The 24,924-nt window shown below is 40.6% G+C and carries 16 protein-coding genes; 3 read left to right on the forward strand and 13 right to left on the reverse strand.

Annotation, left to right across the window (positions count from 1 at the left end; all coding sequences use genetic code 11):
* Positions 1–44 precede the first annotated feature (44 nt).
* Positions 45–1,427 (reverse strand): alpha-L-fucosidase, encoded by a 1,383-nt coding sequence (locus AC1D0K_RS24810; protein WP_477391404.1) that lies wholly within the window; start codon positions 1,425–1,427, stop codon positions 45–47.
* 239 nt (positions 1,428–1,666) lie between these two features.
* On the opposite strand from AC1D0K_RS24810, the gene AC1D0K_RS24815 reads away from it, so the two are divergent.
* Genes AC1D0K_RS24815 through AC1D0K_RS24825 form a run of 3 tightly spaced genes read left to right on the forward strand, consistent with a single transcriptional unit; the run spans position 1,667 to position 6,693 of the window.
* A complete protein-coding gene (locus AC1D0K_RS24815) occupies positions 1,667–3,799 on the forward strand; it encodes an alpha-N-acetylglucosaminidase (protein WP_477391403.1) in 2,133 nt (710 codons plus the stop codon).
* Between the two features lie 51 nt (positions 3,800–3,850).
* A complete protein-coding gene (locus AC1D0K_RS24820; protein ID WP_477463115.1) occupies positions 3,851–5,221 on the forward strand; it encodes an alpha-L-fucosidase in 1,371 nt (456 codons plus the stop codon).
* A 47-nt stretch (positions 5,222–5,268) separates the two neighbouring features.
* Entirely contained in the window at positions 5,269–6,693 is a 1,425-nt protein-coding gene (locus AC1D0K_RS24825) for an alpha-L-fucosidase (protein WP_477391401.1), read from the forward strand.
* A 7-nt stretch (positions 6,694–6,700) separates the two neighbouring features.
* Here the strand turns inward: AC1D0K_RS24825 and AC1D0K_RS24830 are convergent, their stop codons facing one another.
* From AC1D0K_RS24830 to AC1D0K_RS24885, 12 genes are all read right to left on the reverse strand, one after another.
* Entirely contained in the window at positions 6,701–7,723 is a 1,023-nt protein-coding gene (locus tag AC1D0K_RS24830; protein WP_477391400.1) for a LacI family DNA-binding transcriptional regulator, read from the reverse strand.
* A 151-nt stretch (positions 7,724–7,874) separates the two neighbouring features.
* Positions 7,875–9,389 (reverse strand): right-handed parallel beta-helix repeat-containing protein, encoded by a 1,515-nt coding sequence (locus tag AC1D0K_RS24835; protein ID WP_477391399.1) that lies wholly within the window; start codon positions 9,387–9,389, stop codon positions 7,875–7,877.
* Between the two features lie 27 nt (positions 9,390–9,416).
* Complete coding sequence (locus AC1D0K_RS24840; protein WP_477391398.1) at positions 9,417–10,967, reverse strand: DUF1565 domain-containing protein; 1,551 nt, start codon at positions 10,965–10,967, stop codon at positions 9,417–9,419.
* A 231-nt stretch (positions 10,968–11,198) separates the two neighbouring features.
* Positions 11,199–12,512, reverse strand: coding sequence for an IPT/TIG domain-containing protein (locus AC1D0K_RS24845; protein WP_477443396.1), 1,314 nt, complete (start codon positions 12,510–12,512; stop codon positions 11,199–11,201).
* A gap of 93 nt (positions 12,513–12,605) precedes the next feature.
* On the reverse strand, positions 12,606–14,441 hold the full coding sequence (locus tag AC1D0K_RS24850; RefSeq protein ID WP_477443394.1) for a RagB/SusD family nutrient uptake outer membrane protein: 1,836 nt from the start codon (positions 14,439–14,441) through the stop codon (positions 12,606–12,608).
* Between the two features lie 48 nt (positions 14,442–14,489).
* Positions 14,490–17,843 (reverse strand): TonB-dependent receptor, encoded by a 3,354-nt coding sequence (locus AC1D0K_RS24855; RefSeq protein ID WP_477443392.1) that lies wholly within the window; start codon positions 17,841–17,843, stop codon positions 14,490–14,492.
* Positions 17,844–18,036: 193 nt separating this feature from the next.
* A complete protein-coding gene (locus AC1D0K_RS24860) occupies positions 18,037–19,218 on the reverse strand; it encodes a FecR family protein (protein ID WP_477396475.1) in 1,182 nt (393 codons plus the stop codon).
* A 150-nt stretch (positions 19,219–19,368) separates the two neighbouring features.
* Positions 19,369–19,956, reverse strand: a complete 588-nt coding sequence (locus tag AC1D0K_RS24865) for an RNA polymerase sigma-70 factor (RefSeq protein WP_477396477.1) — start codon at positions 19,954–19,956, stop codon at positions 19,369–19,371.
* Between the two features lie 301 nt (positions 19,957–20,257).
* Positions 20,258–22,006 carry a DUF4091 domain-containing protein gene (locus AC1D0K_RS24870; RefSeq protein WP_477396479.1) on the reverse strand — a complete coding sequence of 583 codons (1,749 nt, stop codon included), beginning with the start codon at positions 22,004–22,006 and terminating at the stop codon, positions 20,258–20,260.
* Positions 21,969–22,688 (reverse strand): carbohydrate-binding family 9-like protein, encoded by a 720-nt coding sequence (locus AC1D0K_RS24875; protein ID WP_477443288.1) that lies wholly within the window; start codon positions 22,686–22,688, stop codon positions 21,969–21,971. The genes AC1D0K_RS24870 and AC1D0K_RS24875 overlap by 38 nt, the downstream gene beginning before the upstream one ends.
* Positions 22,685–23,812, reverse strand: a complete 1,128-nt coding sequence (locus tag AC1D0K_RS24880) for a phosphotransferase enzyme family protein (protein ID WP_477396483.1) — start codon at positions 23,810–23,812, stop codon at positions 22,685–22,687. Before AC1D0K_RS24880 ends, AC1D0K_RS24875 begins: the two co-directional genes overlap by 4 nt.
* A gap of 361 nt (positions 23,813–24,173) precedes the next feature.
* Positions 24,174–24,794, reverse strand: coding sequence for a dihydrofolate reductase family protein (locus tag AC1D0K_RS24885; RefSeq protein ID WP_477396485.1), 621 nt, complete (start codon positions 24,792–24,794; stop codon positions 24,174–24,176).
* Between the last annotated feature and the right edge of the window lie 130 nt (positions 24,795–24,924).

The following is a 24,924-nucleotide window of genomic DNA, read 5'->3' on the forward strand; positions in this document are numbered from 1 at the left end:
AAATTAATTTTGAGCTGTGTTACTAAATAATTATCAAAAACCGGTTAATCCTTTTTTAACTGCAACGTTATCACAAATGGCTGGGTAAACTTTGCATTCCCTAAATGCAGGTAATATTCGTTCCCATACGTTTTCTCGATAGGGAATTTCTGATGATTATCGGTTAAAAGAGAGTTATCTGCAATTGTGGTTTTTTCTGGAAGTTTTAACTTTAAAGCTTTGGAGGTTGGTATATTGAAAACGATCATATAAAACTTGTCATCGCCAGGCTTTTGAGTAAAATAGCCCCAATCCTGTTTTTCGAGGCCCGCATTATCACATCCATATATTGCCTTTCCGTTAGCTTGCATCCATGTGCCAACCTCTTTGGCCAGATTTTGCTCATAGGTACGTATGGTACCATCGGGCTGGGGGCCAAAATTGAGCACGAAATTGCCGCCCATAGAGGTACAGGTTGCAAGCATCTCCTGTATTTCATATGGAGTTTTGGTGTGGCCTTCCCATATTTTATGGTACCCCCATTGATTTTCGGGAACGGTCATGCAAGCCTCCCAATCAAAATCCAGCTTTTTTACGTTGGATGGTAAACGGCGCTCAAAACTGCCGTCAAAATCACCAAAATGCCGACCCTTATAATCATGGTCTACATGCCCCTGCGCGTCTGTACGAATGCGATTATTAAGGATGATACCCGGTTTTAATGCCCTGCAATATTGCTCCAGCTCATAACCCATTTTATAGTTTTTTTTGTAGGATGCTTCCCACTGCCCGTCAAACCAAAAACCTTTAATATCGGGGTAAGTGCTTATCAACTCTTTGAGCTGATTTTTAACGAATGCAAAATATCGTTCAAAAGCTTTTTGGTCGTCTTCAGATTGTATAACCGAACGATAATCGGGATGGTGCCAGTCAAGAATAGAATAATAAAAATAAACATCGATACCCTCCTTTTGGTAGGCCTTTACAAAAGGCATCAACAGATCTTTTTTATAAGGCGTTGATGCGATAGAAAAATTTGTAAAATTACTGGGCCACAAGCAAAATCCTTCGTGGTGCTTGGTAGTAATGATAACATACTTTACCCCCATGCTTTTAGCCATATGCGCCCATTCTGTTGGGTTATATTTTTGAGGATTAAACTGGTGAATAATTTCTGCATACTCGGCAGATGAAATGCCGGCATCCACTTTTAACCATTCGGCGGAAGTAGGATAATCTTTACCTTTCCATTGGCCGCCGGTAACAGCATACAATCCCCAATGAATAAACTGACCGAAACGATTTTCGCGCCATTTTTGCATTGCTGAATCAGGGCGCTTACTTAATATGGTAGCCCCCATTAATGAATCGGCAGGGGAAATTGTTTGCGCAAACGAAAACGTATTTACCGCTATACAAACAATAAGGGTGATTATAATTTTCTTCATTTTTTCAAGACGAAAGCATTGCAATAGGAGCCATATTTATGAAATATCCCCCTTGTGAATTACAATGGTAGCAAAATAATAATCGAAAAAAATAGTGGAAAATTACGCAACCGGTTGCGTAGGATATATCAAACGTTTGCGTAAGTTTTATGCTGCCAGGGCATGGGCAGGCACATTATATTTCCATTAATTTTTAGTTAGTTTCGGAAATATTAACAGAAAAAACCGATACATTTTTTATGCGAAAACTAACTTACCTGCTTATTTTATTACTACCGTTACAGCTTTTTGCCCAACAGTTTGATCCTGTAAAAGCGTTGGTTAAAAGGCGCGCTCCCTGGTTAAGCGATCATGTTATTTTCAAATCTTTAAAAAGCAACAGCCCCGAAACAGTTGAACTGCAAACCATAAAAAACAAACTGGTTATCAGTGCCTCCGGAGCTAACGCAGCCGCCGTTGGAGTAAACTGGTATTTAAAATATTATTGCCATCGTTCCATGTCGCACATGGGCGATAACTTGTCGCCGGTATTCCCAATCCCGGTTGTTAGCAAAAAGGCAACGGTGCAGGCAGAGGCTAAGTATCGTTATGCATTAAATTACTGTACTTATAATTATACGATGAGTTTTTATAGCTGGCCAGACTGGGAACGCGAACTGGACTGGATGGCCCTGAACGGGGTTAACACCATGCTTACCGTTGAAGGTATGGAAGCAGTGTGGCAAAACACCCTGAGGAAGATAGGATACACCGAAAATGAAATTAACAATTTTATAGTAGGCCCGGCTTATACCGCGTGGTGGCTTATGGGTAATATTGAAGGCTGGGGAGGCGCAATGCCTCAAAGCCAGATTGACAACCGGAAACTGATTCAACAAAAAATGATAAAACGAATGAAGGATCTGGGCATAGAACCTGTATTGCAGGGTTTTTATGGGATGGTTCCAAGTTCGTTAAAAAATAAGAGCAAAGCGCATATCATTGACCAGGGTACCTGGGGGGCTTTTAAAAGGCCCGATATACTTGACCCTACTGATCCTGAATTTAGCCGGATAGCGGGCATCTATTACCGTGAAATGCAAGCATTATATGGTAAAAACATTCACTTTTTTGCAGGCGACCCATTTCATGAGGGAGGTAAAACTGATGGTGTTGATTTGAAAAAAGCGGGAACTGCCATACAGGCATCAATGCAAAATTACTATCCGGGCTCTACATGGGTATTGCAGGGCTGGCAGGACAATCCAAAACAGGGCATGCTTGATGGTCTTGATAAATCAAAAATATTGGTACAGGAGCTTTTTGGTGAATTTACAAACAACTGGGAAAAACGTAAAGCCTATGATAACACCCCCTTTATATGGTGCAGCGTTAACAATTTTGGCGAACGCCCTGGTGTTTATGGAAAATTACAACGCTTTGCCGATGAAATAGACAGGGCCCGGAAAAGTACTTACAGCAATTATCTTAAAGGCGTAGGCATCATGCCCGAAGGTATTAACAACAATCCCCCGGATTATGATCTGATGCTTGAGTTGGGTTGGCGTAAAGACCACGTAGATACCCGGGATTGGATCGATAAATATGCCCAATATCGTTATGGTAAAAGTAACGTGCATACCAGTAATGGCTGGCAGGGCTTTTTACAAACAATTTATCAAAGCCTCCCCGGCTACCAGGAAGGAGCAGGCGAATCTATCTTTTGTGCAAGGCCGGCGCTTAAAATTAAATCAACATCAAGCTGGGGCACGCTTACCCGTAATTATGATACTGTAAAGTTTGAAAATGCTGTAAAAGAATTTGCTAAAGCCTCCCCCGCGCTCATTAATTCGGCTACTTATAAAATAGACCTCATCAACATGGTTAGGCAGGTGCTAGCCAATAAAGGAACCATTGTTTTTAATGAACTGGTAACGGCAAACAACAATAAGGATCTGCAGGCTTTCAACAAGGCAAGTGGAAAGTTTTTGAACATGATAAAGTTAACAGATGATCTTTTGAACACCGATCATTACTTCAGGCTCAATACTTATATTAAACAATCCATAGACAACGGAAATACCGCAGAAGAAAAGGCAAATAATTTAAAAAACCTTTTAATGCAGATTACCTATTGGGGAGAAAACGTACGTACGGAAGATAACCTGCATGAGTATGCCTATAAAGAATGGGCCGGCTTGATGGATAGTTATTACCTACCCCGCTGGGAAATTTATTTTGATTACCTGCGCGGCAACCTGCAGGGCAAAAACCCGCGCGAACCCGATTACTTTGCCTGGGAGCGGAACTGGGTGGAGCAAAACCAAAAGCTAAATCCCGAAAAACCACAAAGGCCTTTACAGGAAGTTGTTGCCGAAATTTTATCGATGTAAAGTATCCTTATCCTTTTTAAACCCCTATTAAATTCAAACTAACGGTTCGCTATGCGTCAAATCAAAAAAGCAGTTTTAAGTACTTTATTAATTTTCCTGGCATTTTCTTCTTTATACGCTCAAAAAAAAATAGGCGCAGAAACACCTGAACAAAAAACGAAACGCATGGCCTGGTGGACCAACGACCGCTTTGGTATGTTTATCCACTGGGGGCTTTATTCGCAGGCGGCAAGGCATGAATGGGTAAAAAGATGGGAACGAATGACCAACGAACAATACCAGCCATACTTTGATGAGTTTAACCCCGATTTATTTAACCCAAAAGAATGGGCAAAGAAAGCTAAAGCAGCCGGAATGAAATATGCAGTGCTTACTACCAAACACCATGAAGGGTTTTGCCTATTTGATTCAAAATATACCGACTATAAGGCCACAAATACCGCTGCTAAAAGAGACCTTGTAAGAGAATTTGTAGACGCCTTTAGGGCCGAAGGCATAAAAATTGGTTTCTATTATTCGTTACTGGATTGGCATCATCCGGATTTTACGGTTGATGTTTTACACCCGCTACAACCAGCAAGCGAAAAGGACGAGGATTACGACAAGTTAAATAAGGGCCGTGATATGGCACGGTACCGAACCTACATGCACAACCAGATTAAAGAACTGCTTAGCAATTACGGCAAAATTGACATGCTGTGGCTCGATTTTTCGTACCCGGACAATGGAAAACATGGCAAAGGCAGCAAAGACTGGGGATCTGTTGAATTAGTTAAAGAGGTAAGAAAGCTACAGCCCAATATTATAATTGATAATCGCCTTGATATAAACGAATACCAGGACGGATGGGATTACCTGACACCCGAACAGGTAAACTTAACAGAATGGACCAAGAAAAACGATTACAAAAACTATTGGGAAACCTGCCAAACATTTTCTGGCTCCTGGGGATATTTTCGCGACGAAAACAGTTGGAAAAGCACCAAACAGTTAATTACTATGCTTATAGAGGCTGTAAGTAAACGCGGTAACTTATTGTTGAATGTTGGCCCCACGGCCCGCGGTTTATTTGATAAACGAGCCAACGAAAGATTAGACGGCATAGCAGCCTGGATGAAATACAACAGCCGGTCGGTTTATGGATGTACCGAAGCCCCGGAAACATTTAAAGCCCCGGATCATACCATGCTTACCTATAATGCAAATACCAAACGACTGTATGTTCATTTGTTAGATTATCCGGACAAAACAATCACCTTACCCGGTTATAAGGATAAGGTAAAATACATTCAGTTTTTGCACGATGCATCAGAAATACAACCGGATAGTAAATCAAAAGACTCGGGAAACGACCTTGTATTAAATCTTCCTGAAGCTAAACCTGATACCGAGATCCCGGTAATTGAGTTGATATTGAAATAAATTAACCACCAGCCATTACAACAATAAATTCCAATAAGTATATCATCATGATTCAAAAAATCATATTTGGCCTTTGCTTCCTGTTCTGTAGCCGCGTAGCGTTCGCGCAAAACGAACATGAAATGTCTACCACATACCAGGTACCAAAAGATTCCCTGGTTCGGCAAAAACTTGTTCAATGGCAGGACCAAAAGTTTGGTTTGTTTATGCACTGGGGTACCTACAGCCAATGGGGAGTTGCAGAAAGCTGGACTATTTGCCCCGATGATTGGGTTACCCGCACCGGCCCGTATGGTGATGATTATTTCACCTATAAAAAAGCCTACGAAAACTTACAAACTACCTTTAACCCAGTTAACTTTAACCCCGAAAAATGGGCCAGGGCAGCCAAAGCCGCGGGCATGAATTACGTGGTATTTACCACCAAACACCATGATGGCTTTAGCATGTTTGATACCAAGCAAACGGATTATAAGATTACAGATCCTAAAACGCCTTTCTCAAAAAATCCACGAAGTAATGTCACCAAAGAAATATTTAACGCTTTTCGTAAAGACAATTTTATGATCGGGGCTTATTTCTCCAAACCAGACTGGCACAATCAAAACTATTGGTGGTCTTACTATCCCCCCAAAGATCACAATGTTAATTATGACCCGGCCCGCTACCCCGAACGCTGGCAAAAATTTAAAGATTTTACCTATAATCAAATTGAAGAATTGATGACCGGTTATGGCAAGGTAGATATTTTATGGCTCGACGGCGGCTGGGTAAGGCCATCTCCTGAAAAGGGCAATGATCCGCAACACTATAACCAGGATCTTGATATGGCCAAAATAGCAAAAATGAGCCGCAGTTATCAACCCGGCCTCATAATGGTAGATCGTACAGTTACCGGCGAATTTGAAAACTATACCACGCCAGAACAAGAAGTACCGGATAAGCCCCTATCCTACCCATGGGAAACCTGTATGACCATTGGTAAGTACTGGAGCTATGTGCCGAATGATGAATTTAAACCCAGCCTGCAACTGGTGCAAACACTGATAAAAATAGTTTCACGGGGAGGTAATCTCCTGCTCAATATCGCCCCTGGGCCCGATGGCGACTGGAATCCCGTGGCCTATCAAAGATTACAGGATATTGCCGACTGGATGAAAATTAACAGCAAAGGTATCTATGGTACTGAGCCGGTTGCCCCTTACTCTGCCGGGAATATTTATTTCACTAAGGCAAAAAACCAAAAAGCATTGTATGCCTTTTGGTTATCTGAAAAAGCGGGTGTTAGTCTCCCCGCCAGCGTAAGTTTCCCTGTAAATAACATTAAACAGCTGAAAAAAGTAAGCCTGCTGGGCAGCACTCAAAAATTAAAATGGCAATATAAAAACGGTTTGTTAAGCATTCAAATACCCGATGCTTTACAAAAAAGCACTACCTTAAAGTATAGCGGAACATTTGAATTAGATTATTAATTTAATATCAACTAACATGAGATACCATATTGGAATCAAATACTACCCGGTGAAAAACGGGAGTTAATGGCTTTTCGTCAACGCGATCTTCAAATAGTTTAAAAAGTATCTCTGCTGCTTTTACACCCTGTTTCCGGGGAAACTGTTCAATGGATGCAAGTGGCGAATTATCCATAAAGCTCCAGATAGGTGAATTGGCAAAACTAATAAAGCTGATGTCGCGATTAACAACCAGGTTATTGTTTTTAACCACCGCAATTGCATCACGTGCCACATAATCATTAAAGGTAATGATAGCTGTTGGTCGTTCTTTTAAAGATAATAGTCTTTGCATGGCATAGTGATTTTGAGCCGATGACAGATCTGACGAAACAACAAGTTCGGTATTTATATCTACCTGGTGCTCACTAAGCCCCTTTTTATAGGCATCCAGCCGCTCTTTACTTGCCCCCAGTTGCGAGGGGCCATTAATTAACCCGATACGACTATGCCCCTTTTCTATCAAACAATCAATGGCCTGTAACATTCCCGATTGGAGATTACAGGATGAGTAATGTATATCTTCCATGCCCGGAATACGATCAAAAAAAACAACAGGAATGTTATATTTTTTCAATTGGTTAAACACTTCAAAATCTGTGGTGTTTTTGCTTATGGATATGATAATACCATCTAACCGATGATTTTTCATCGTTTCCAGGATACGCTTTTCCTTATCAGGACTTTCTAATGACTGCCCTATAAAAACGTTATAATTTTTTTTGCTGGCATAATCTTCTATCCCGCTAAGGGCCGCAGAAAAAAACGCGTCAGAAAAATCGGGAAGAATAACACCGATAGTAAATGTTTTTCGCTGCTTAAAAAATATGGCGGTTTGATTTGGCTCATAATTTAGTTCGCTTGCTACCTTATTAACCCGCATGGTAGTTACCAGGCCAATGCTGGGATGACCATGAAGGGCGCGGGATACCGTTGAAGCGCTTACTTTTAAGCGTTTAGCTATCTCTTTAATTGTGGGGATCTTTTCCATTTTGTAATCAAGATTAAAACAATGAGGATTAACTATTTTGTCCAAAACACGTAAGCATTAAGCAAGTAAAGGATTACCATCGCCACTACCGGATTTCAAAACATCCATCCAAAGCAGGAAGCGCATATTCCATTTACAGCGTAATGATTGATCATTGATAAGCACCTTTACTTATTTGCTTACTTACAGTACGTACGTTACCATCAAAATCAGTATTACCGTTAACAATATCAGATATTACCTGTCCGCTGTTTTTTGCTGCAGAAGATGATTGCAAATGAAGATCGGGGCCGGATGTATTTATAAATAAAGGATCTGTGCCTGATGTTGAACTGGCATCGGCACTACTGGCTGTTTTCCATGAATTATAATCGGTATAAGAGCTGCCGTTCCATGTCCACTGTGCTGCGCCCGTTGTGTAGTATAGATTGTAATCTATTACGTTGCCAGATCCCTTGGCAGTGTATTTATGAATAAACATATCTGATGCTCCTCCATAAATAATGTTGTTTTTTATAACATTGTTGGTGCAATCCTCCCTGATACTGATCTCTCCTTCTATTTCACCAAAGGCACCCAGGGCCTGGTTGTTGTTATACAAGGTGTTATTTACAATGGCCGAATTACTGGTTCCGCCACCTGTGTAGTTTAAATACCCGCCCATATAGATACCAGAACACCAGCAGTTATATACCAGGTTATTCCTTATGGTAACATGATCAGTAGGGAATCCATTGGTTTCGCTTACCGCGCCAATCCCCCTGTCTGTAACGGATACTTTGTTTTTTTCCACTACCACATTTCTGCCGCCATCTACATAAATACCTATAGCGCCATGCCCGCCAAGCGGCCCCCTTTTGCTTTCAATATTATAGAGGGTATTACCGCTGATAACACCATTGCGGGCGTAATTAAGCGCAGGATCGGCATTAGCCGAATAGCCACCGGCCGCGTCAATACCAATATTTTGGGCATTGTATATGGTATTATTGGTGATGGTAAACCCATCAACATAGCCGTTAACGGTTAAGTTTTCGCCATAGCCGGTTTTACAATCATGTATGGTATTCCCGGTAACAGTAATATTAGTTACCGGATCGGTAGTATTCCCGATAATCAGAATAGCATTCCCGCCTCCATTAAGCGGAAGCTGGGTATAATCAATACCATATATGGTGTTATTTTTTATGGTAATATAATCAGAGCCGCCCTCAACCATAATGGCTTTGGGATCGCCGGTTGCGGTTTTAAGATTGCGTATTTCAAAACCATCCACTACTATAAATTTTGCCTTATCAATGGTTACCAGGGCCTCGCGGCCATTAACGTTAAATGCACTGCCGTCAATAATGGGTTTCTCGCCATGGTACGCCTTTAATGTAATGTACTTATCCATCACTCCCGACTTCGGGAATACCACTTTTTCACTGTATATGCCGCCCCTTACCATTACGGTATCGCCGGGCACCGTACGGCTTAGCGCGGTATTAATGGTTTGAAAGGGCGCGTCAATTGTTCCCTTGTTAGATTCTAAACCATTTACAGACACATAGTAGATATGAACCCCACCAGAAGGTGCTACAACCTCGTTGACGCTTTTTTTGCTGCAACCAAATACCTGTGCAACAAAACCAAGCATTAAAAAAACATTCAAATTAAGTTTCATAACCTTTCGTTTTTAATTAAATACGCCTTACTGCTGTGCGCCCTTACTTATTTTATTGTTCACTATACGTGTATTCCCATCAATATCTGTTGTACCGTTTATACCCGCAGAAATGATCTGTCCGGAATTTTTTGCAGGCGAAGATGATTGTAAATGAAGATCAGGAAGTGATGTATTCAGTAAACGGGGATCGGTACCATTTGATGAATTAGCATCATTTGCGCTGGCCGTTTTCCAGGCATTTAAATCGGTATACGGAGTGCCGCTGGTGCTATTCCAGATCCACTGTGGCGTGCCTGTGGTGTAGTATAAATTGTTATCAATAATATTGTTGCTTCCTGTTGAGGTGTACTTATGAATAAATACATCAACCGGCCTGGCATATACAATGTTGTTCTTTATCACGTTGCTGTCGCAATGCTCGGTAAGCCTTATCTCCCCTTCTATCTCCCCAAATGCGCCCACAACCCGATCATTCTGATACAACGTATTATTCACCACATAACAGCTTTTAGTTCCGCCTGATGTATAGTTTAAATAATCGCCCATGTATATACCCGTACGATAGCAGTTATACACAAAGTTGTTTCTCACAATAGTGGTTTTGGTTGCATACACATTGCTTTCGCTCACCAGCCCTATCCCACGGTCGCTGTTATAAACTTTGTTTCTTTCGATGATGGTGTTGGCACCGCCGCAAACGTAAATAGAGATAGCCCCATATCTGTCCGGCCCCCAAATTTCGGGGGTTTTGGTCATGGTATTATCGTGAAACTCGTTATCGCTGATTACCCCGTTACGGGCATAATTGGTAGCAACTGCCCCACCTTTGTTAAGATTATCGCCACCGGCAACAATTATCCCTATGTTTTCTGTATCATATACTTTATTGTGGCTAAAAACGAACCCATCTATATTGCCAGCCAGCGTTACATTTTCGCTTGTGCCTGTTTGGGTATCGTGAACGGTGCATCCGGTAATAACCAGGTTGGTAATTGCTGTAGTTCCGTTGCCTATTACCAGTATAGCGTGGCCGCTTCGCCAGTTGGACAGTGAGGCGTTGCTTTTTATGTTATAGATATTGCAATTTTTAATAGTGATATGGTGCGAGTCGCCGTTGATGGCTATACCCTCAGGATCGGTGTTAAAAGTTGCACTTGTAAGATTGCAAATATCAAAACCATCCAACGATATAAACCTTACGTTGCTTAGTGTAACCAACGACATCCAGCCCGAAACTATTATTTTGTTTCCGTCTATTACAGGCTTTTCTCCGGGGTATGCTTTTAGTGTAATCAGCTTATCCATAATTCCCGACTTGGGAAATACCACTTTTTCATAATAGCTACCACCCCTAACCATAACGGTATCACCGGGCAGGGCATGGCTCAACGCCGTATTGATGGTTTGGAAAGGGGAATTAATTGTACCTGTGTTAGCCTCGGATCCATTAACTGCCACATAATAAATATGAGTAGTAGCTACGGGTATCACATTATTACCGGCAGTTTTTTTGCTGCAGGCAAGGGTTTGCACAGCAAACGCACACACTAACAAAATATTGATATAAAATTTCATTACGATTTTTTTATTAAGAAATACTTGCTGCCTTTAGGTTACTATGTTTATTGACACCTAGGGGCGCAAAGTATAGCCCCGCAGCAGAAACATATCTGCTGCGAGGTACCATACAAATCATAAACTATCATTCACATTGGCTCCCGAACAATAAAAGGTATTTGTTGGGATCGACGATCAGGATCTGACAGCATTAATTACCAGAGGCAATTTCAGCATGCCCGATTGCCTTTATTCTGAAACTATTTTTCTTACCCTGTTATTGATTTTATCCAATACATACACTGTTCCGTTTTTATCAACCGCAACACCGGTTGGAGCGCTAAAAAGTGCGGCCCCGCCAATAGCATCGGCGTAACCAGCCGTACCGCTTCCGGCAAAAGTGCTTACATCAAAAGTGTTGGCCGTTATATACCGAATACTTTGATCCGGATTGTAACTACCTCCATCCCACGTGCCGTTACCTGCCACATAAATATTGTTGCTATTATCCACAGCAATACCCCAGGGGTAAGCAAACTTTGCTGCCGTAGCAGCTCCGTTTAAATATCCTACAACACCAACCTGCCCGGCGATGGTGCTTTCCTGCCAGGTGCCTGCTGTGAATTTTTTTATAACCTGGTCGCCGTTAATGGATACGTATAAATTGCCGGTTTTATCAAATTTGATACCCGCAGGATAGTTTAAACCTGATACAACCTGCTTAGCAGTCCATTGAGCCGATACCTGGTAAATATTTCCCGGGCTGGAGCAACTGGAGTAATAAACATAACCGGTAGTTTTATCTACGGCTACGCTCCATGGCGCCTGGTTTCCCCAGGCCCAGGTGGTAGCGGTGCCATCGGGAGATATTTTGCGGATGTCATAATTACCGGGGTCAACAGAATATACGTTGCCCTGGGCATCAACAGCCACATCATAAGGTAACGAAAAATTTGCCGCGCTTCCTTTTCCATCTGCATACCCAGAAACCTGTGGATTACCGGCAAGGGTAGTTACATTCCCGGCTGTATCAATTTTTCTGATGCTATGGTTTCCCGGGTCGGCAACGTAAATATTCAGGTTGTCATCAACGGTTATGCCACAGCTCCGGTACCAGGTTTGACCGCTAAAATTAAACATGGCATCTGTTCCCTGGCCATTGGCAAAGCCGGCCTTGCCAGATCCTGCCAATGTGGTAACAGTCCTGGTATATTGGTAAGTAAAGTTACCTGCGCTTGTTGCAGTGCCTTTTCCGATAGTTACGACGATAGGCCCCGAACCCGCTTTTTTGGGTACCACTACAATCATTTGCTTGGTATTGGCCCCAATAATTTTAAGCTTTAATCCATTCAGGGTAACAGCGATTTGCGATGTATCTGTTGAAAAATTAGTACCTGTAATCAATACTTCTGTACCCCCGCTACCCTGCGCCGGCATTAATGTATTAATGCTGATAGGCGAATCGGCATTATGCGTAGGGAGTTTATCTTTTTTACAACCTATAAAAGCTATTATTATAAAAAGCACACCAGCAAGTAAGTATTGATTTATACTTTTTGCCATTATATTTATGAATGTTTTCATTTGAATAATTACTTGTTAATTATTTATTTATTACAAGTTCTATATTGCTTTTTCGGCAAATAAAAACTTCCATTACCAACCCGGGTTTTGTACCAATGCCCTGTCGCGGTCTAACTGATACTGGGAAATTGGGAACAGGTACATTTTATTGTTCCACACTCTTTTTTGAAAAAGCGTTTTGTTATATAAACCTGTAAAAGAAAATCCCTGGCCCTGATCGTCCGTATTTACATTGAGGCCATAAATGGTTTGATTTTCATCAGCTCCTAATGATAATCTTCTTATCAGGGTATAGTACCTGTCGCTTTCAAAACACAGTTCAACTTGTCTCTCTCTTAAAATGTATTTTCGCATTAAATCTTTGTTGCCAACAGCTTCCGGGTAAACAGTCTCTATACCAGGCAAACCGGCTCTGCTCCTGACCTGATCCAGGTAAAGAACGATGTTTTGATTGGATGGATCATATTCATTCAAAGCCTCTACATAATCCAGCAATATTTCGGCATACCTGATCAGTATAAAAGGCCGGTAATTGGCAGCATCCTGCCTTATATTATCGGCGGGGCTTACATTTTTCAGCACATCATATCCTGTAATATTGTTACTTGCGCCACTTGCTTTGGCGCCGGCCTTGCCATTGTAATAAAACTCAACCCTGCCTGTGCCATCAACATTAGCTGCTGATGAATAATAGTTTTTATCATCAACAGTTGGGGCAGGTAATACCGGCCGGCCGTTGTATTGGATATAGGCATAAAACCGCGGTTCGCGTTTGGCATACATATTCCATTGGCCCTTATTGTGTTCCCAGTACTTATCGCCTTTGCTTTGGGCAAAATTGGTTGCGGTATATCCAGACAGCGGATCATCAATCGTTCTGCCATTATTCATATAAAATGCATCCACAATATTTTGGGTGGCATTGTACATACTATACCCACCCGGCCCTGGCGATACGCATTTGGTATATCCCCAAAAATTCCAGGAGTTTCTTGAAAATATGATCTCGCTGTTCCAGTTGGTTAAGAAAAGATCCCTTACAGACAGGTAAGGATCAAACTGAGTTCCACCGTTATCAAGATTGGTAAATAGCTTATATGAACCCAAGTCAATCAATGCCTTTGCCGCATCTGCAGCCGCCTTCCATTTAGTGGCATCGTATGCTGTTGGCGCCAGCTGCTTGCCATCCTGGTTTTTAAAAGAGGCAAATGCAGGGTTACCGTTCCATAAAGGGCTTGCCGCCAATAAAGCAAGTTGTGTTTTTACAGCAAGGCAGGCACCTTTTGTAGGGCGGCCATAATTGCTGGTTGATGGCCATTGGGCTGGCAAACTTGTCGCCGCCTGATCCATCAACTGGTTAACATAGTCTTTACATTCATCAAAAGATGATCGGGGGTATTTGTTAAAGTCGTCATTTAAACTTAACGCTTCGGTCACTTTCACAACCGGGCCATATTGTTTTATCAGTTGCCAGTAAAACCATCCGCGTAAAAACCGCGCCTCTGCTTTATATTGATTTTTTAACGTTACACTTAACTGTGTGGCCGGAACTTTATCAATATTAGCTTCAAAAATAAATGACGACCGGATTCCGTTGTAGTAGTTGCCCCAATTGTCAAAATAAGCATTTACGGGACTCCAGTTGCCCACAACCATTTGCCTTACATTGGTACCGGGGATAGATACAGAAGATTCGTCACTTGCCCCCATTGCACTAAAATCGCCCCCATCGGTTTCTACAATATAACCATATATACTATACAGGTACGATTCGGCATTAGCCCTGGTACTCCAAATTAAATCAGATGTTAACAGGTTATCCGGTTTCTTATTAAGGTAATTACAAGACGATAAAATGGCACTCAGGAACCATACCCCAACAGCCATAATTAGTATGTTTTTTTTCATTTGGAACACTTTAAAAAATACTTTTAAATTGATTTAAATCCATTATTTCTAAAACGCGGCTCTTACTCCTAAAGCAAATATCCTAACCGGTGGATAACCTGCGCCATTGGATCCGAGTTCGGGATCCCAAAGTTTGAATTTGGAGAATGTTAGCACGTTTTGACCTGTTAGATAAAAGTAAAGTGAATTGACACCTGCCTTTGTAAAGGCCTCTGGATTAAACGTATAACCCAATGTTGCCTGTTTTAAACGAACAAAGCTTGCATCTTTTGACCACCAGGTACTGGGCTGATAATTATTGCTGTTTTGGTTGGAAATACCTAACCGCGGATAGTCAACATTCTGACTGGGGTTTTCAACGGTCCACCTGCTTTCAAGGTTGGCAAGCATACCAGACGGATAGGTACCCATACCTGTAAACGGTACAATACCTGCGCCATCGGCACCAGCACCGCTTATTGATGAACCATTTGCCATAATAATTACATTGCCGGTTCCCTGAAAGAAGAGAGAAAGGTCGAATTTTTTATAACCAACCGTAAATCCTGCGCCGTACAATATGGTGGGTATATCAGATTTACCTGTAAATACCTTATCATAGCTATTTATTACACCGTCGCCATTTACATCTTTGTATTTGATATCGCCGGGCCTTAATACTGCGCCAAACTGCGAAGGGCTTTTATCAACATCGTCCTGAGATGTAAATAAGCCTTGAGCAACATACATCAAATTATCGCCATATTTACGGCCGGTAGACTGCTGGTAGGCGTACAGCTGTTTAGGCTCATCCTTCTGTATAATTTTATTATTATTATAAGTAAAATTACCATAAAGACGCAGGGATACTTTACCTATATTCTCATTATACTCAATATTACCTTCAATACCATGGTTATTCATTTCGCCCAAATTGGCGAATACCAATCCACTCACACCCAATATTCCCGATAACGAACCACGTTGAACTAAAATGCTGGTTCTTCTCTCTTTGTAAGCATCAATGGTGATGTTCAATTTATTGAATAGCCCTATTTCTAACCCAATATTATCTTTGGTTGCTTTTTCCCAGGTAAGGTTCTCTACCCCAATTACGGTTTCTCTAGTCCCACCATATATCGTTCCATTAAGGCCTAAACCTACAGATCCGCCACCGCCATACTGGTTGATATAAGGAAACCTGGTGATACCGTAATGAGACCCAATTTGATCATTGCCCACAAGACCATGAGATCCCCTTATTTTAAGCAGGTTAAACGTTTTTGAAAGCTCCTTAAAAAATGGTTCTCTTGAAACTACCCAGCCCCCGGAAACAGAAGGGAAAAACCCGAATTTTTTACCTGGTTCAAAATTTTCTGAACCTGTGTAACCTGCATCAAACTCCAGTAAATACCTATCGGCGTATGCATAAGTAGCCCTGGCGGCTAAACCCTGGTTATTATAGGGAATAGAGTTAATAACGCTCCCGGCCGAACTCTCCACCCTCGACCTCATGTTATATAAAAGCAGGCCGCTTACATGATGTTTGCCAAAAGACTGATCGTAATTAACGTTTGTTTCCAGGTACATCGTTTTCTCGGCAGAGGATGACTGGGAATAGCCTAAAAACTGGCTCCCGTATCTTGACTGGCCAAGCACCAGGTTACCCTGCGAGTCCCGGGAGGTAGCTAAAAAAAGATCATTGGTACCCGATCGGCGGTTGTCATTTTCGCTATACGAGTCGAATGAAAACCGTGCCATAGTGCTTAGTCCACTGGTAATAGCATCCAATTTTTGGTTAATGGAAAAAACAGACTGTACAGTAGGACGAAACTCACTGCTATAACCAGAATTTTGAATATCATTTACCGGGTTGGAGCCGCCATTATTATATGGACCAGCCCAAATGCCACCGGGATATTGAATTGGAAATGCATTGGGTGGTGTTAAATACGATTCATACCAGATATTACCTGCAGATATGCCGGGGTAACGACTGCTCACCAGCATCGCGTCCAGGTTCATAGACAATAGAGTGGTTTTGCTTAAATCTATATCAAGGTTAGATCGGAAATCATATCTCTTAAAGTTAAGATTAGGATTATAACCATTTTGCTTGGTAACCTTATAACTTCCATCCTGGTCGTAAAAAGAAGCAGAAACATAGTACCTTACCGTTGAAGCGCCACCACTAACATTCAGGTTGGTGTTGTAGCCAGGAGCCCAATCCTTATAAACAGATTTTATCCAGTTAACGTTAGGATACAGGTATGGATCTAAACCACTCGCTGTTTTTTGTATAGTTTCTTCCGAATACGCAGCCGGGCTGTCATCATTCGTAGTTGCTTCGTTATGGAGCGTCATCCATGATACCGCATCCAGCATTTTAGGTGTCCTGGTAAGGCCAGACATCGCGGCTTCGGTTTTGAAAGATATTTTAGGCTTGCCTGCAACACCTCTTTTAGTGGTGATGATTAAAACCCCATTGGCACCCTTGGCACCATATACAGCCGTTGATGAAGCATCTTTTAATAAAGAAATACTTTGAATATCTTCCGGGTCGATGTTATTATAAGCACCTCCGTAAGTACTGTTTACGTCATCCCGCTGCACCCCATCTATAATAACAAGCGGGTTTGAATTACCTGTAAAGGTACCAATGCCCCGAATAGTAAATGAGGCATTATCATAACCAGGTTCCCCGCTTCTCTGCATGGATATAACCCCAGTCACTTTACCCGCTAATGCATTAGACAGGGAACGGTTCGGAGTCATTATATCGCCTACATTTACCGTAGTTACAGCTCCTGTTATCGTTAGCTTTTTTTGTTTACCGTAACCTACTACAACTACTTCATTTATACCCTTGGTATCATCAAGTAACTGAACAGTTATGGACGATAGTGCCCCGGTAACAATAATTTCTTTGGCGATGAAACCGGCAAATGAAACAACAAGAACGTTATTAACATCAGCCTCGATGGTAAATCTACCCTCGCTATCAGTTACAACCCCTTTATTGGTGCCTTTAATACGCACACTTGCGCCGGGCAAAGTAAGCCCTTTTGAATCAGTAACAACCCCCGAAACCTTTATGATAACAGGTGTTAACTGTGGTGATACGTCAAGAGGTTTAGATTTAATTATAATTGTTTTCTCGTTTATACTATAGCTAAACGGCTGGTCTTTAAACGTTAGTTTTAATACTTCCTCTAATTCGGTATTCAGAACACTAATACTTACCGGGTTAGCCTGCTTAATTACCTTTGAATTATAGAAGAAATCATATCCGCATTGTTCCCTTATTTCTTTAAGAACTTTTTCCAGAGGAGCATTTTTTTCTGATAATGTAATTTTTTGTGCGTAACCTGAAGCACTTGCCTGAAGTATGGTTGCTACCAACAAAATGATGGATAGTTTCATAATCAACAAAGCTTTATTTTTTATACAGGGGACCCTGTATAAACTTATTTCATAACATTTCATACATTTGAACTTGTTTGGGTTTAAGGTGTAATTGGACTACGAATTTAGTTTCATGGTAAGCCCTAACTTTTTAGTCGGGAGTGTTCGAGCACTTCCGGCTTATTTTTAGGTTACCTTATGCAAGTAATTATCACGGCATAATGATAACTCTCCTTCCTTCAATTTTAGTTTTAACGTTTCCTGTTTGCTCTATGATCTTCAACGCCTGGGCCAGGTCTTTTGACCGCGACACCATCCCCCCAAATCTTAAATTATCTACATTACCCAAATATTCAACATCAACATTATACCAGCGGGCAAACTTGCTCATGATGCTTTTCATGTCTTCGTCAACAAAAAGGAAATAACCATTTTTCCAGGCAACAGCTTCTTCCGTGTTAACTGCCTGTACAGAAAATGTGTTGTTTAAATAATTAATATTGGATTGCTCGCCGGGTTTCAACAATTTAGATTGGTTGGACCCGATAGACAATACCTTAACAGAACCTTCTAATAAAGTAGTTTTAACCGAAGCCTCATCAATGTAGGAACTGATGTTAAAATGTGTGCCTAAAACCTCCACCACCTGCTTGTTACTTACAACCCTGAATGGTTTATTGGCGTTTTTAGCAACTTCAAAATAAGCCTCTCCGGTTAATTCAACCTTGCGTACATTGCCGTTAAAATTTATTGGGTAACGAAGTAAAGAACCCGCATTTAACCAAACTTTTGACCCATCAGGTAAATCAACCTGGTACTGGCCACCTTTTGGGGTTTCAATAGTATTGTATGCCAGCTGAGTTGATGCGGTTGAATTAGATGACGTATTTTCAATAGTATAAACCAATTGACCATTGGCAGCTTTGGTGATTTTTACGCCTGATTGTTTAGCCAATTCGCCGGTAGCGGCATCATCCAGGGTGATTTTTGAACCATTAGCTAAGGTTAATAAAGCTTTATTACCTCCCGGAGCAATGGTGTGTTTATTTAAAGACCGGGTTTTATTTTTGGTTAGTAAATAGGAGTTATTATGTTTTAAGTAAAAAAACACTGAAGAGGAGGCGACCAGAAACAAAGCTATAGACGCTGCTACGAACCATCGTCTCAGAAAAATAATTCTTTTAGATGCAGATTCGCGCGTTTTTATCTCCGACAATACCTTGCTATAAAGCTCAACCTTAGCTACGTTTTCATCGCCCATTAAAAGCTCATCCCATTTCAACTCGTTTTTTTGGAGCGTGCTATAATAGTTTAACAAAAGCTTTTCCTCTTCTGCCGTAGCCTGGTTTGAAAGGTATTTATTAATTAAGTTTAGCAGTAGTTCTTTTTCCATTGGGTAGTTATTATATGTAAGTACCCCAAAGCAGGGTGTACCCCCAAAGAAATTTTAAATATTTCTAAATCATTAACAAATCATGAAATTTTCTAAAATCAAATAAAAAATAAAAGAGGAGAAATATAATTCAGCGCAGGCAGAAAACCATCAAAACCATCGCCCGCATAACATAATAGCAGCTAAGCAAACAAAATCGCCCAGGGTTTTGCGCAAACGATTCAACGCTACAGTTAATTGATTTTCAACCGTTTTTGGGGCGATACCAAGTCGTTCAGCAATTTCTTTGGTCGATAAATGCTCTTTACGACTCATAACAAATATCTGACGACATTTCTCAGGCAATTCAGCAATGCCCTGCTCCAGCAAACGGTTAATATCTTTCTGAGATAAAATATCCTCGCCGCCGTTATTGCTAAAAAGTTCTTCCAGCCGGTTAAAAAGATCGGCCCTTACTTTACCAGACCGAATAACATTAAACACCTGGTAACGCACGGAGGTATATAAATAGGCATTTAAAGAAGTGAGCTGAAGATTAGCCCGTTTCATCCATAGGTTTACCAATACTTCCTGGGTAACATCTTCAGATACCTGCCTATCCCTAAGAATATTGTATGCTGAAAGATAAAGCTTGGACCAATATTTATTATAGATACGTTCAAACGCCGCAAGGTCATTCTCTTGGATCAATGCTATAAGTCTCTCATCTGACAATAACTGAACTTCCGGGCTATTCATTCCGCATTATAAAATTTCTAATTGGCAACTTCAAAGAAAGTGTTTTTTGTTGTTTTAAAATATTAAAATTCTTAACTATTATGATTTCCGCTTAGTTTTAGCAAGGAAACCTGCATTTTCTTTAAACCCTTACTCATCAATCTTTACAGCCTTTATCGCGTGGCCGATTTGCCCGGCGTTTTGAATAAAGACATCAAATTTGTTGTTTTGAGTAAATCTAATAGTAAATAAAATCAAAAAAACACTAAAATAAAAGTGAATGCCGAATAAAATTCCGGAAAGTGAAAGTTTTTTAAATTGTTTATAAACTGTTTAATCTATCCTGCGAAATATGAAGGATCTCAGCTACATCTTTATTCTTTAAATCCCCGATATCAAAACCATCCAGTATTTTTTCAAGCTGACGTAGTTTATCTTGCTGATTTCTTTTTGTAAAATCCTCCTTCAGCACATTAATTTTTTCATAATCCTGGATACCTTCAATCAATCGTTCAAAGCGGATAGAAGACCGCAAACCCGGATAAACCAAATAAGCATCTCCGGATGACCATTGTCCAAATCGGGTATCATGTAAAGCATCTTTTGTCCAGCAGTTGTAAGCCCATCTCAAATACCCATCATATCCTTTGTAAGCTGCATACCATGCCAGCCAAACAGACTCTGCAGGTGCAGAAAAGGTGAACGTATTGGGATGCCCCTCGGTGCAACAGGTATAATAGGTAGTATTAAATCCGGCTTTTTTACGCGAAAGCATGGTTGCGCTATCTATCACTTGATTTGAGGCTACGCTATAGTCCACCAAATCGTTCTCAATTTCGTGATGATAGTTACCTGCCAATGAAATTTTAAAATCTTTATTAGCGCTTTTAATTAAGGCTATCGCTTTTTGCATATCTGCCATAGGCCTTTCGTCCATGGCAATGGTAGTTTTATCAAACCATCCTTTATCTTTAAGATGTTTGGCAAAATCAGCCAGCATGGGGCGCCAATGAGCATCGTATTCTGGTGTACCGGGTTTAGCTATGATTAGGGTATCCTTTTTCAGAGCCTCGTCATAGTAATAGAATTTCAAATTCCAGGGGATCATGCTATAACAATTGATAAACTTATTGATTCCCAATGACATCATAAAAGTTACCCACTTGTCAAAAACCGTATAATCATAACTCCATGAACCATTTTTATTTTTAGTCCATTTCACCATTGATCCATAAATATCATACGTTTGGCTATTCCACGGATCGTGGATAAGTGTAGTGGTAATGGATTTTTGACCGGCATTTGCGAGCATTTTCATATAAGGGCGCATTACATCAAAATGTTGTTTGGACCAGGCTTTTACACCATATACCCGGGAAACCGAATATGGATTTTGCCACAGATCCAAATGAAATTTCCAGTATTCGGGTTCCGGCAGAGTATGATTAAGCACTTTTATGGTATAATACAAAAGAGCTGGATACTTATTTTTCCCTTCATTAACTTTCACATAACCTTTATAAATACCTTCAACCGCATTAGCAGGAACCTTAATGCTTAACCAAACTGGCCGGGTAGTATTTTTACTTACCGGGAGAGATTTTACCGGATCAATAACATCCTCTACAAGAGAGGAATCATGACCGGCCTGGATACCGCAGCCTCCTCCTTCATTGTTCAGGCCATCGGCCATTATATAACGTACAAAATTTGCACTGATATTTTCTACCGGAATTTTATGCCCTTTACCATCGTCCAGCTTACTCCATTCAAAACTTAATTGTTCCAGGTTACGGGTACTCCATACCAGGAATTGTGTATGCACTTTTTCTCCTTTCCAGGCTTTGGTTTGCCATTGAGTTTGTAATGGAGATATGGCAGGTGCATTGCGTTTATCATAACGAATATCCGCTGAAGCAAAACTTACATAAACACCCGGTTTTAGCGAGTTCCAGCTTTCTTGCTGAACCGGTTTCGGATCAGGAAGCTCCCGGTAAACCCCATCAGTTTTAACCTGCGCCGAAGCAACAGCACTAAATAACAACAGTATTACTGTAAATTTCCTCTTCATATTTTGTTGCTTTATGATGGAACGACTGATATTTATTTTCAAATTTCATTTTCCCAAAAAATTCGGGCAGATGAAAGTCAGGCTCGGTGGATTTAATATTATTCCAGGCCAAAAAGTGAGGGTCAGGCAGGTCATCGCCGCATTTATAAAAATTAACCCGGCACTGCTGATCATTTAACGATGTAACTGAATGATGATAAAACACTTCGAAAGGTATCATCAGGGTAAGTTCCCAGCCTATATTGCCCTGCCCATCATTATCCACCAGCTTTAACAGGCTCTGATGCCTTATCGTCATTATAACAGTTTCTGGCAGTAACTTGCGGTTTGTTCTTTTTGCTCCAAAACCTACCATACAGGTACCTGCACAGTTAAATTCAAAATTGTAATATTCCCGTTCATCGCCAAAAGCAATAAAAAACTCTACACAACTATCTTTATAAACAGGCTCATTAGGTTGCTTATAAATCGCCCTTACCGATTTTTCGCTTACATAGTATTTTATAAAAATACAATCGTCGCCATAAGCTATTGCAAAGCGAACATCAGGCTTATATTCATAACCGGCCCATGGTGCCATTCCGATAATATTCGTTTCATGACTATCCAACAAAAAAGACAGGTGAGCTATAGGGCTTACCCTACTTACCGCCCCTAAAAATGGTACTGTGAGTGCTTTCATTTAATTTCGGATGCTAATTGCCTGGATGTTTTTGCTACGCTTTGAATTATTTGATCTAAAACATCATACGCCTCTTCGAGCTTTTTAAGTAACTGAAATTGTACCTTGGTACGCTGTAAATTATGTTCAGGAAAACGGATCTTGTAGTAACCATCGCCTTCCAGGTAGTCCGTCAGGAAACGTACACCTTGCATATAAGGTATTAATAAAACCCCCATTGAAAGTGATTCAACTTCGGTATCCGACAAAAAGCTACCAGCACTTTTAAGATACCCCTCAGCGTAGGCTTTAAACAATGGGATACTTAAATCTATTTTTGAAAGATCGTCCTCATCTTCCGACGCAGTATTGATAATAGTGCGGATAGCATCGCCAAAATCATATGCTACATAGCCAGGCATAACGGTATCCAAATCTATTACACACTGTTCACGATCATCCATATCAAGCAATATGTTGTTGAATTTAGTATCGTTGTGCGTAATACGCAGCGGTAGTTTTCCTTCCTTTCCTAAATTCAATATAGCAACCATCGAACCGGCCCTTTCAATTACAAACGTTAATTCGGACAAAACATCTTTAACCCGATTTTTCGCATCAGCCGATACCGCTTTATTTAAGCGGTCGAGCCGCATGGCTATGTTATGAAAATCGGGTATAGTTTCGTAAAGTAAATTGGCATCAAGGTCTGATAATAATAATTGGAATTTACCAAATGCCTTACCCCCTTCATAGGCCTGCTGTTCGGTCAAAACCAGGTCGTAACTCTTGGTATCTTTCAAAAAATTATACATCCTCCAGTAGTTGCCTCCTGCATCACAAAAAAAACATTGCCCATCCCTGGCCCAAACCATGGTGAGTACCTCTTTTGCGGGATTGGAACCCGGAATTTGGATCAGCTTTTTTTTAAGATGATCGGTTACAAGTTGAACATTCCTCATCAGGGCCGGAACATTTTCAAACACATGGTGATTGATACGCTGAAGCAGATAGCCGGGCAATTCGGGGTCAGTAGTTTTAACGTGAAATGTATCATTAATATGGCCAGAACCAAACGGGACAATAGTCCCGACATTTCCTTCGATGCAAAAATTTGATACTATTTCAGAGATATTATATGTCATTTTTTCTTCTATGCCTATTTTAAATCAATTCCCGGAGCATGTAATGTATACGCACACATTAAACTATCTATAATCTTCGAAAACAAATATAAAAATATTAATGTGTTCGCACACACTTTTATAAATTTTAGAAAAAATAATTTCACAATTTAAATACCCGTCAATTATTTTAAATTGACTTTATTTTTTTGAGGCAATCAAATACCACATTCGGAAGGTTCAAAATAAAAAATCCATAATGAATTACATGTCAAATGCAATTGATTATGGATAAGGGGTGTGTAAACGCGCAGAAAAGCGCGAGTTGTGTCATGAATTGATAACGCTCTCAATTCCGGTATTGCCGCAGTGAGGGTAGTTCTTATTTTTTCGTCAGTTTGTATCTTAAGTGAGTTGTTAAGTCTGATGGTATTACTTCTACAATTTGAATATCATATTTGTCATTGTCAATGCCGTCAAACAGCCGGATACCACTGCCTAAAAAAACGGGGGCAATATGAATGACAAACTCGTCCACAAGCCCTGCATTCAGGTATTGTTGAATTGTATCTGCACCACCTTGTATCCTGATGTCCTTTCCGTTGGCTGACTGTCTTGCTTTTTCTAATGCGCTTTGTATTCCGTCATTAATGAAATAAAAAGTTGTTGTCCCCTTTTGAACCCAGGGCTCCCGTTTTTCGTGTGTCAAAACGTAAACATCTGTTTTGTATAAATCTTCTTTCCAATGAACTTCGCCTTCTTCAAACATTCGTTTTCCCATAATGTAAGAACCTGCTCTTGCAAACACATCATCAATTAATTTACTGTCTTCACCGTATTCTTCACCACCTTCCATATTGATGTTTTTCCAAAATGCTTTTTGTTTAAACATCCATTGGTGAATTTTTCCTGAAACGCCGCCCATCGGGTTGTCTGGGCTCCTGTTATCGCCTGCGAAAAAGCCGTCAAGTGATATTCCGCTGTCAAAGATAATTTTGCTCATATTTTTATTTATTTTTCGTCAAGTTAATTTTTGCCCGTTGGTTTTGTTGGCACTGCAGCCCTGCACTTACCGCTAAATCAATTACTTACACCCTCTTAATAATACATGTGAATTTTGTTTTTGATGAAAA

It is taken from the genome of Mucilaginibacter sp. P1_A3 (assembly GCF_056406855.1).

Coding starts and splice junctions, on each gene's coding strand:
- AC1D0K_RS24820 (WP_477463115.1), top strand. CDS start 3,851: ATGCGTCAAATCAAAAAAGCAGTTTTAAGTACTTTATTAATTTTCCTG.
- AC1D0K_RS24830 (WP_477391400.1), bottom strand. CDS start 7,723: ATGGAAAAGATCCCCACAATTAAAGAGATAGCTAAACGCTTAAAAGTA.
- AC1D0K_RS24875 (WP_477443288.1), bottom strand. CDS start 22,688: ATGAAAGCACTCACAGTACCATTTTTAGGGGCGGTAAGTAGGGTAAGC.
- AC1D0K_RS24840 (WP_477391398.1), bottom strand. CDS start 10,967: ATGAAATTTTATATCAATATTTTGTTAGTGTGTGCGTTTGCTGTGCAA.
- AC1D0K_RS24865 (WP_477396477.1), bottom strand. CDS start 19,956: ATGAATAGCCCGGAAGTTCAGTTATTGTCAGATGAGAGACTTATAGCA.
- AC1D0K_RS24835 (WP_477391399.1), bottom strand. CDS start 9,389: ATGAAACTTAATTTGAATGTTTTTTTAATGCTTGGTTTTGTTGCACAG.
- AC1D0K_RS24825 (WP_477391401.1), top strand. CDS start 5,269: ATGATTCAAAAAATCATATTTGGCCTTTGCTTCCTGTTCTGTAGCCGC.
- AC1D0K_RS24870 (WP_477396479.1), bottom strand. CDS start 22,006: ATGAAGAGGAAATTTACAGTAATACTGTTGTTATTTAGTGCTGTTGCT.
- AC1D0K_RS24850 (WP_477443394.1), bottom strand. CDS start 14,441: ATGAAAAAAAACATACTAATTATGGCTGTTGGGGTATGGTTCCTGAGT.
- AC1D0K_RS24810 (WP_477391404.1), bottom strand. CDS start 1,427: ATGAAGAAAATTATAATCACCCTTATTGTTTGTATAGCGGTAAATACG.
- AC1D0K_RS24845 (WP_477443396.1), bottom strand. CDS start 12,512: ATGGCAAAAAGTATAAATCAATACTTACTTGCTGGTGTGCTTTTTATA.
- AC1D0K_RS24815 (WP_477391403.1), top strand. CDS start 1,667: ATGCGAAAACTAACTTACCTGCTTATTTTATTACTACCGTTACAGCTT.
- AC1D0K_RS24885 (WP_477396485.1), bottom strand. CDS start 24,794: ATGAGCAAAATTATCTTTGACAGCGGAATATCACTTGACGGCTTTTTC.
- AC1D0K_RS24880 (WP_477396483.1), bottom strand. CDS start 23,812: ATGACATATAATATCTCTGAAATAGTATCAAATTTTTGCATCGAAGGA.
- AC1D0K_RS24860 (WP_477396475.1), bottom strand. CDS start 19,218: ATGGAAAAAGAACTACTGCTAAACTTAATTAATAAATACCTTTCAAAC.
- AC1D0K_RS24855 (WP_477443392.1), bottom strand. CDS start 17,843: ATGAAACTATCCATCATTTTGTTGGTAGCAACCATACTTCAGGCAAGT.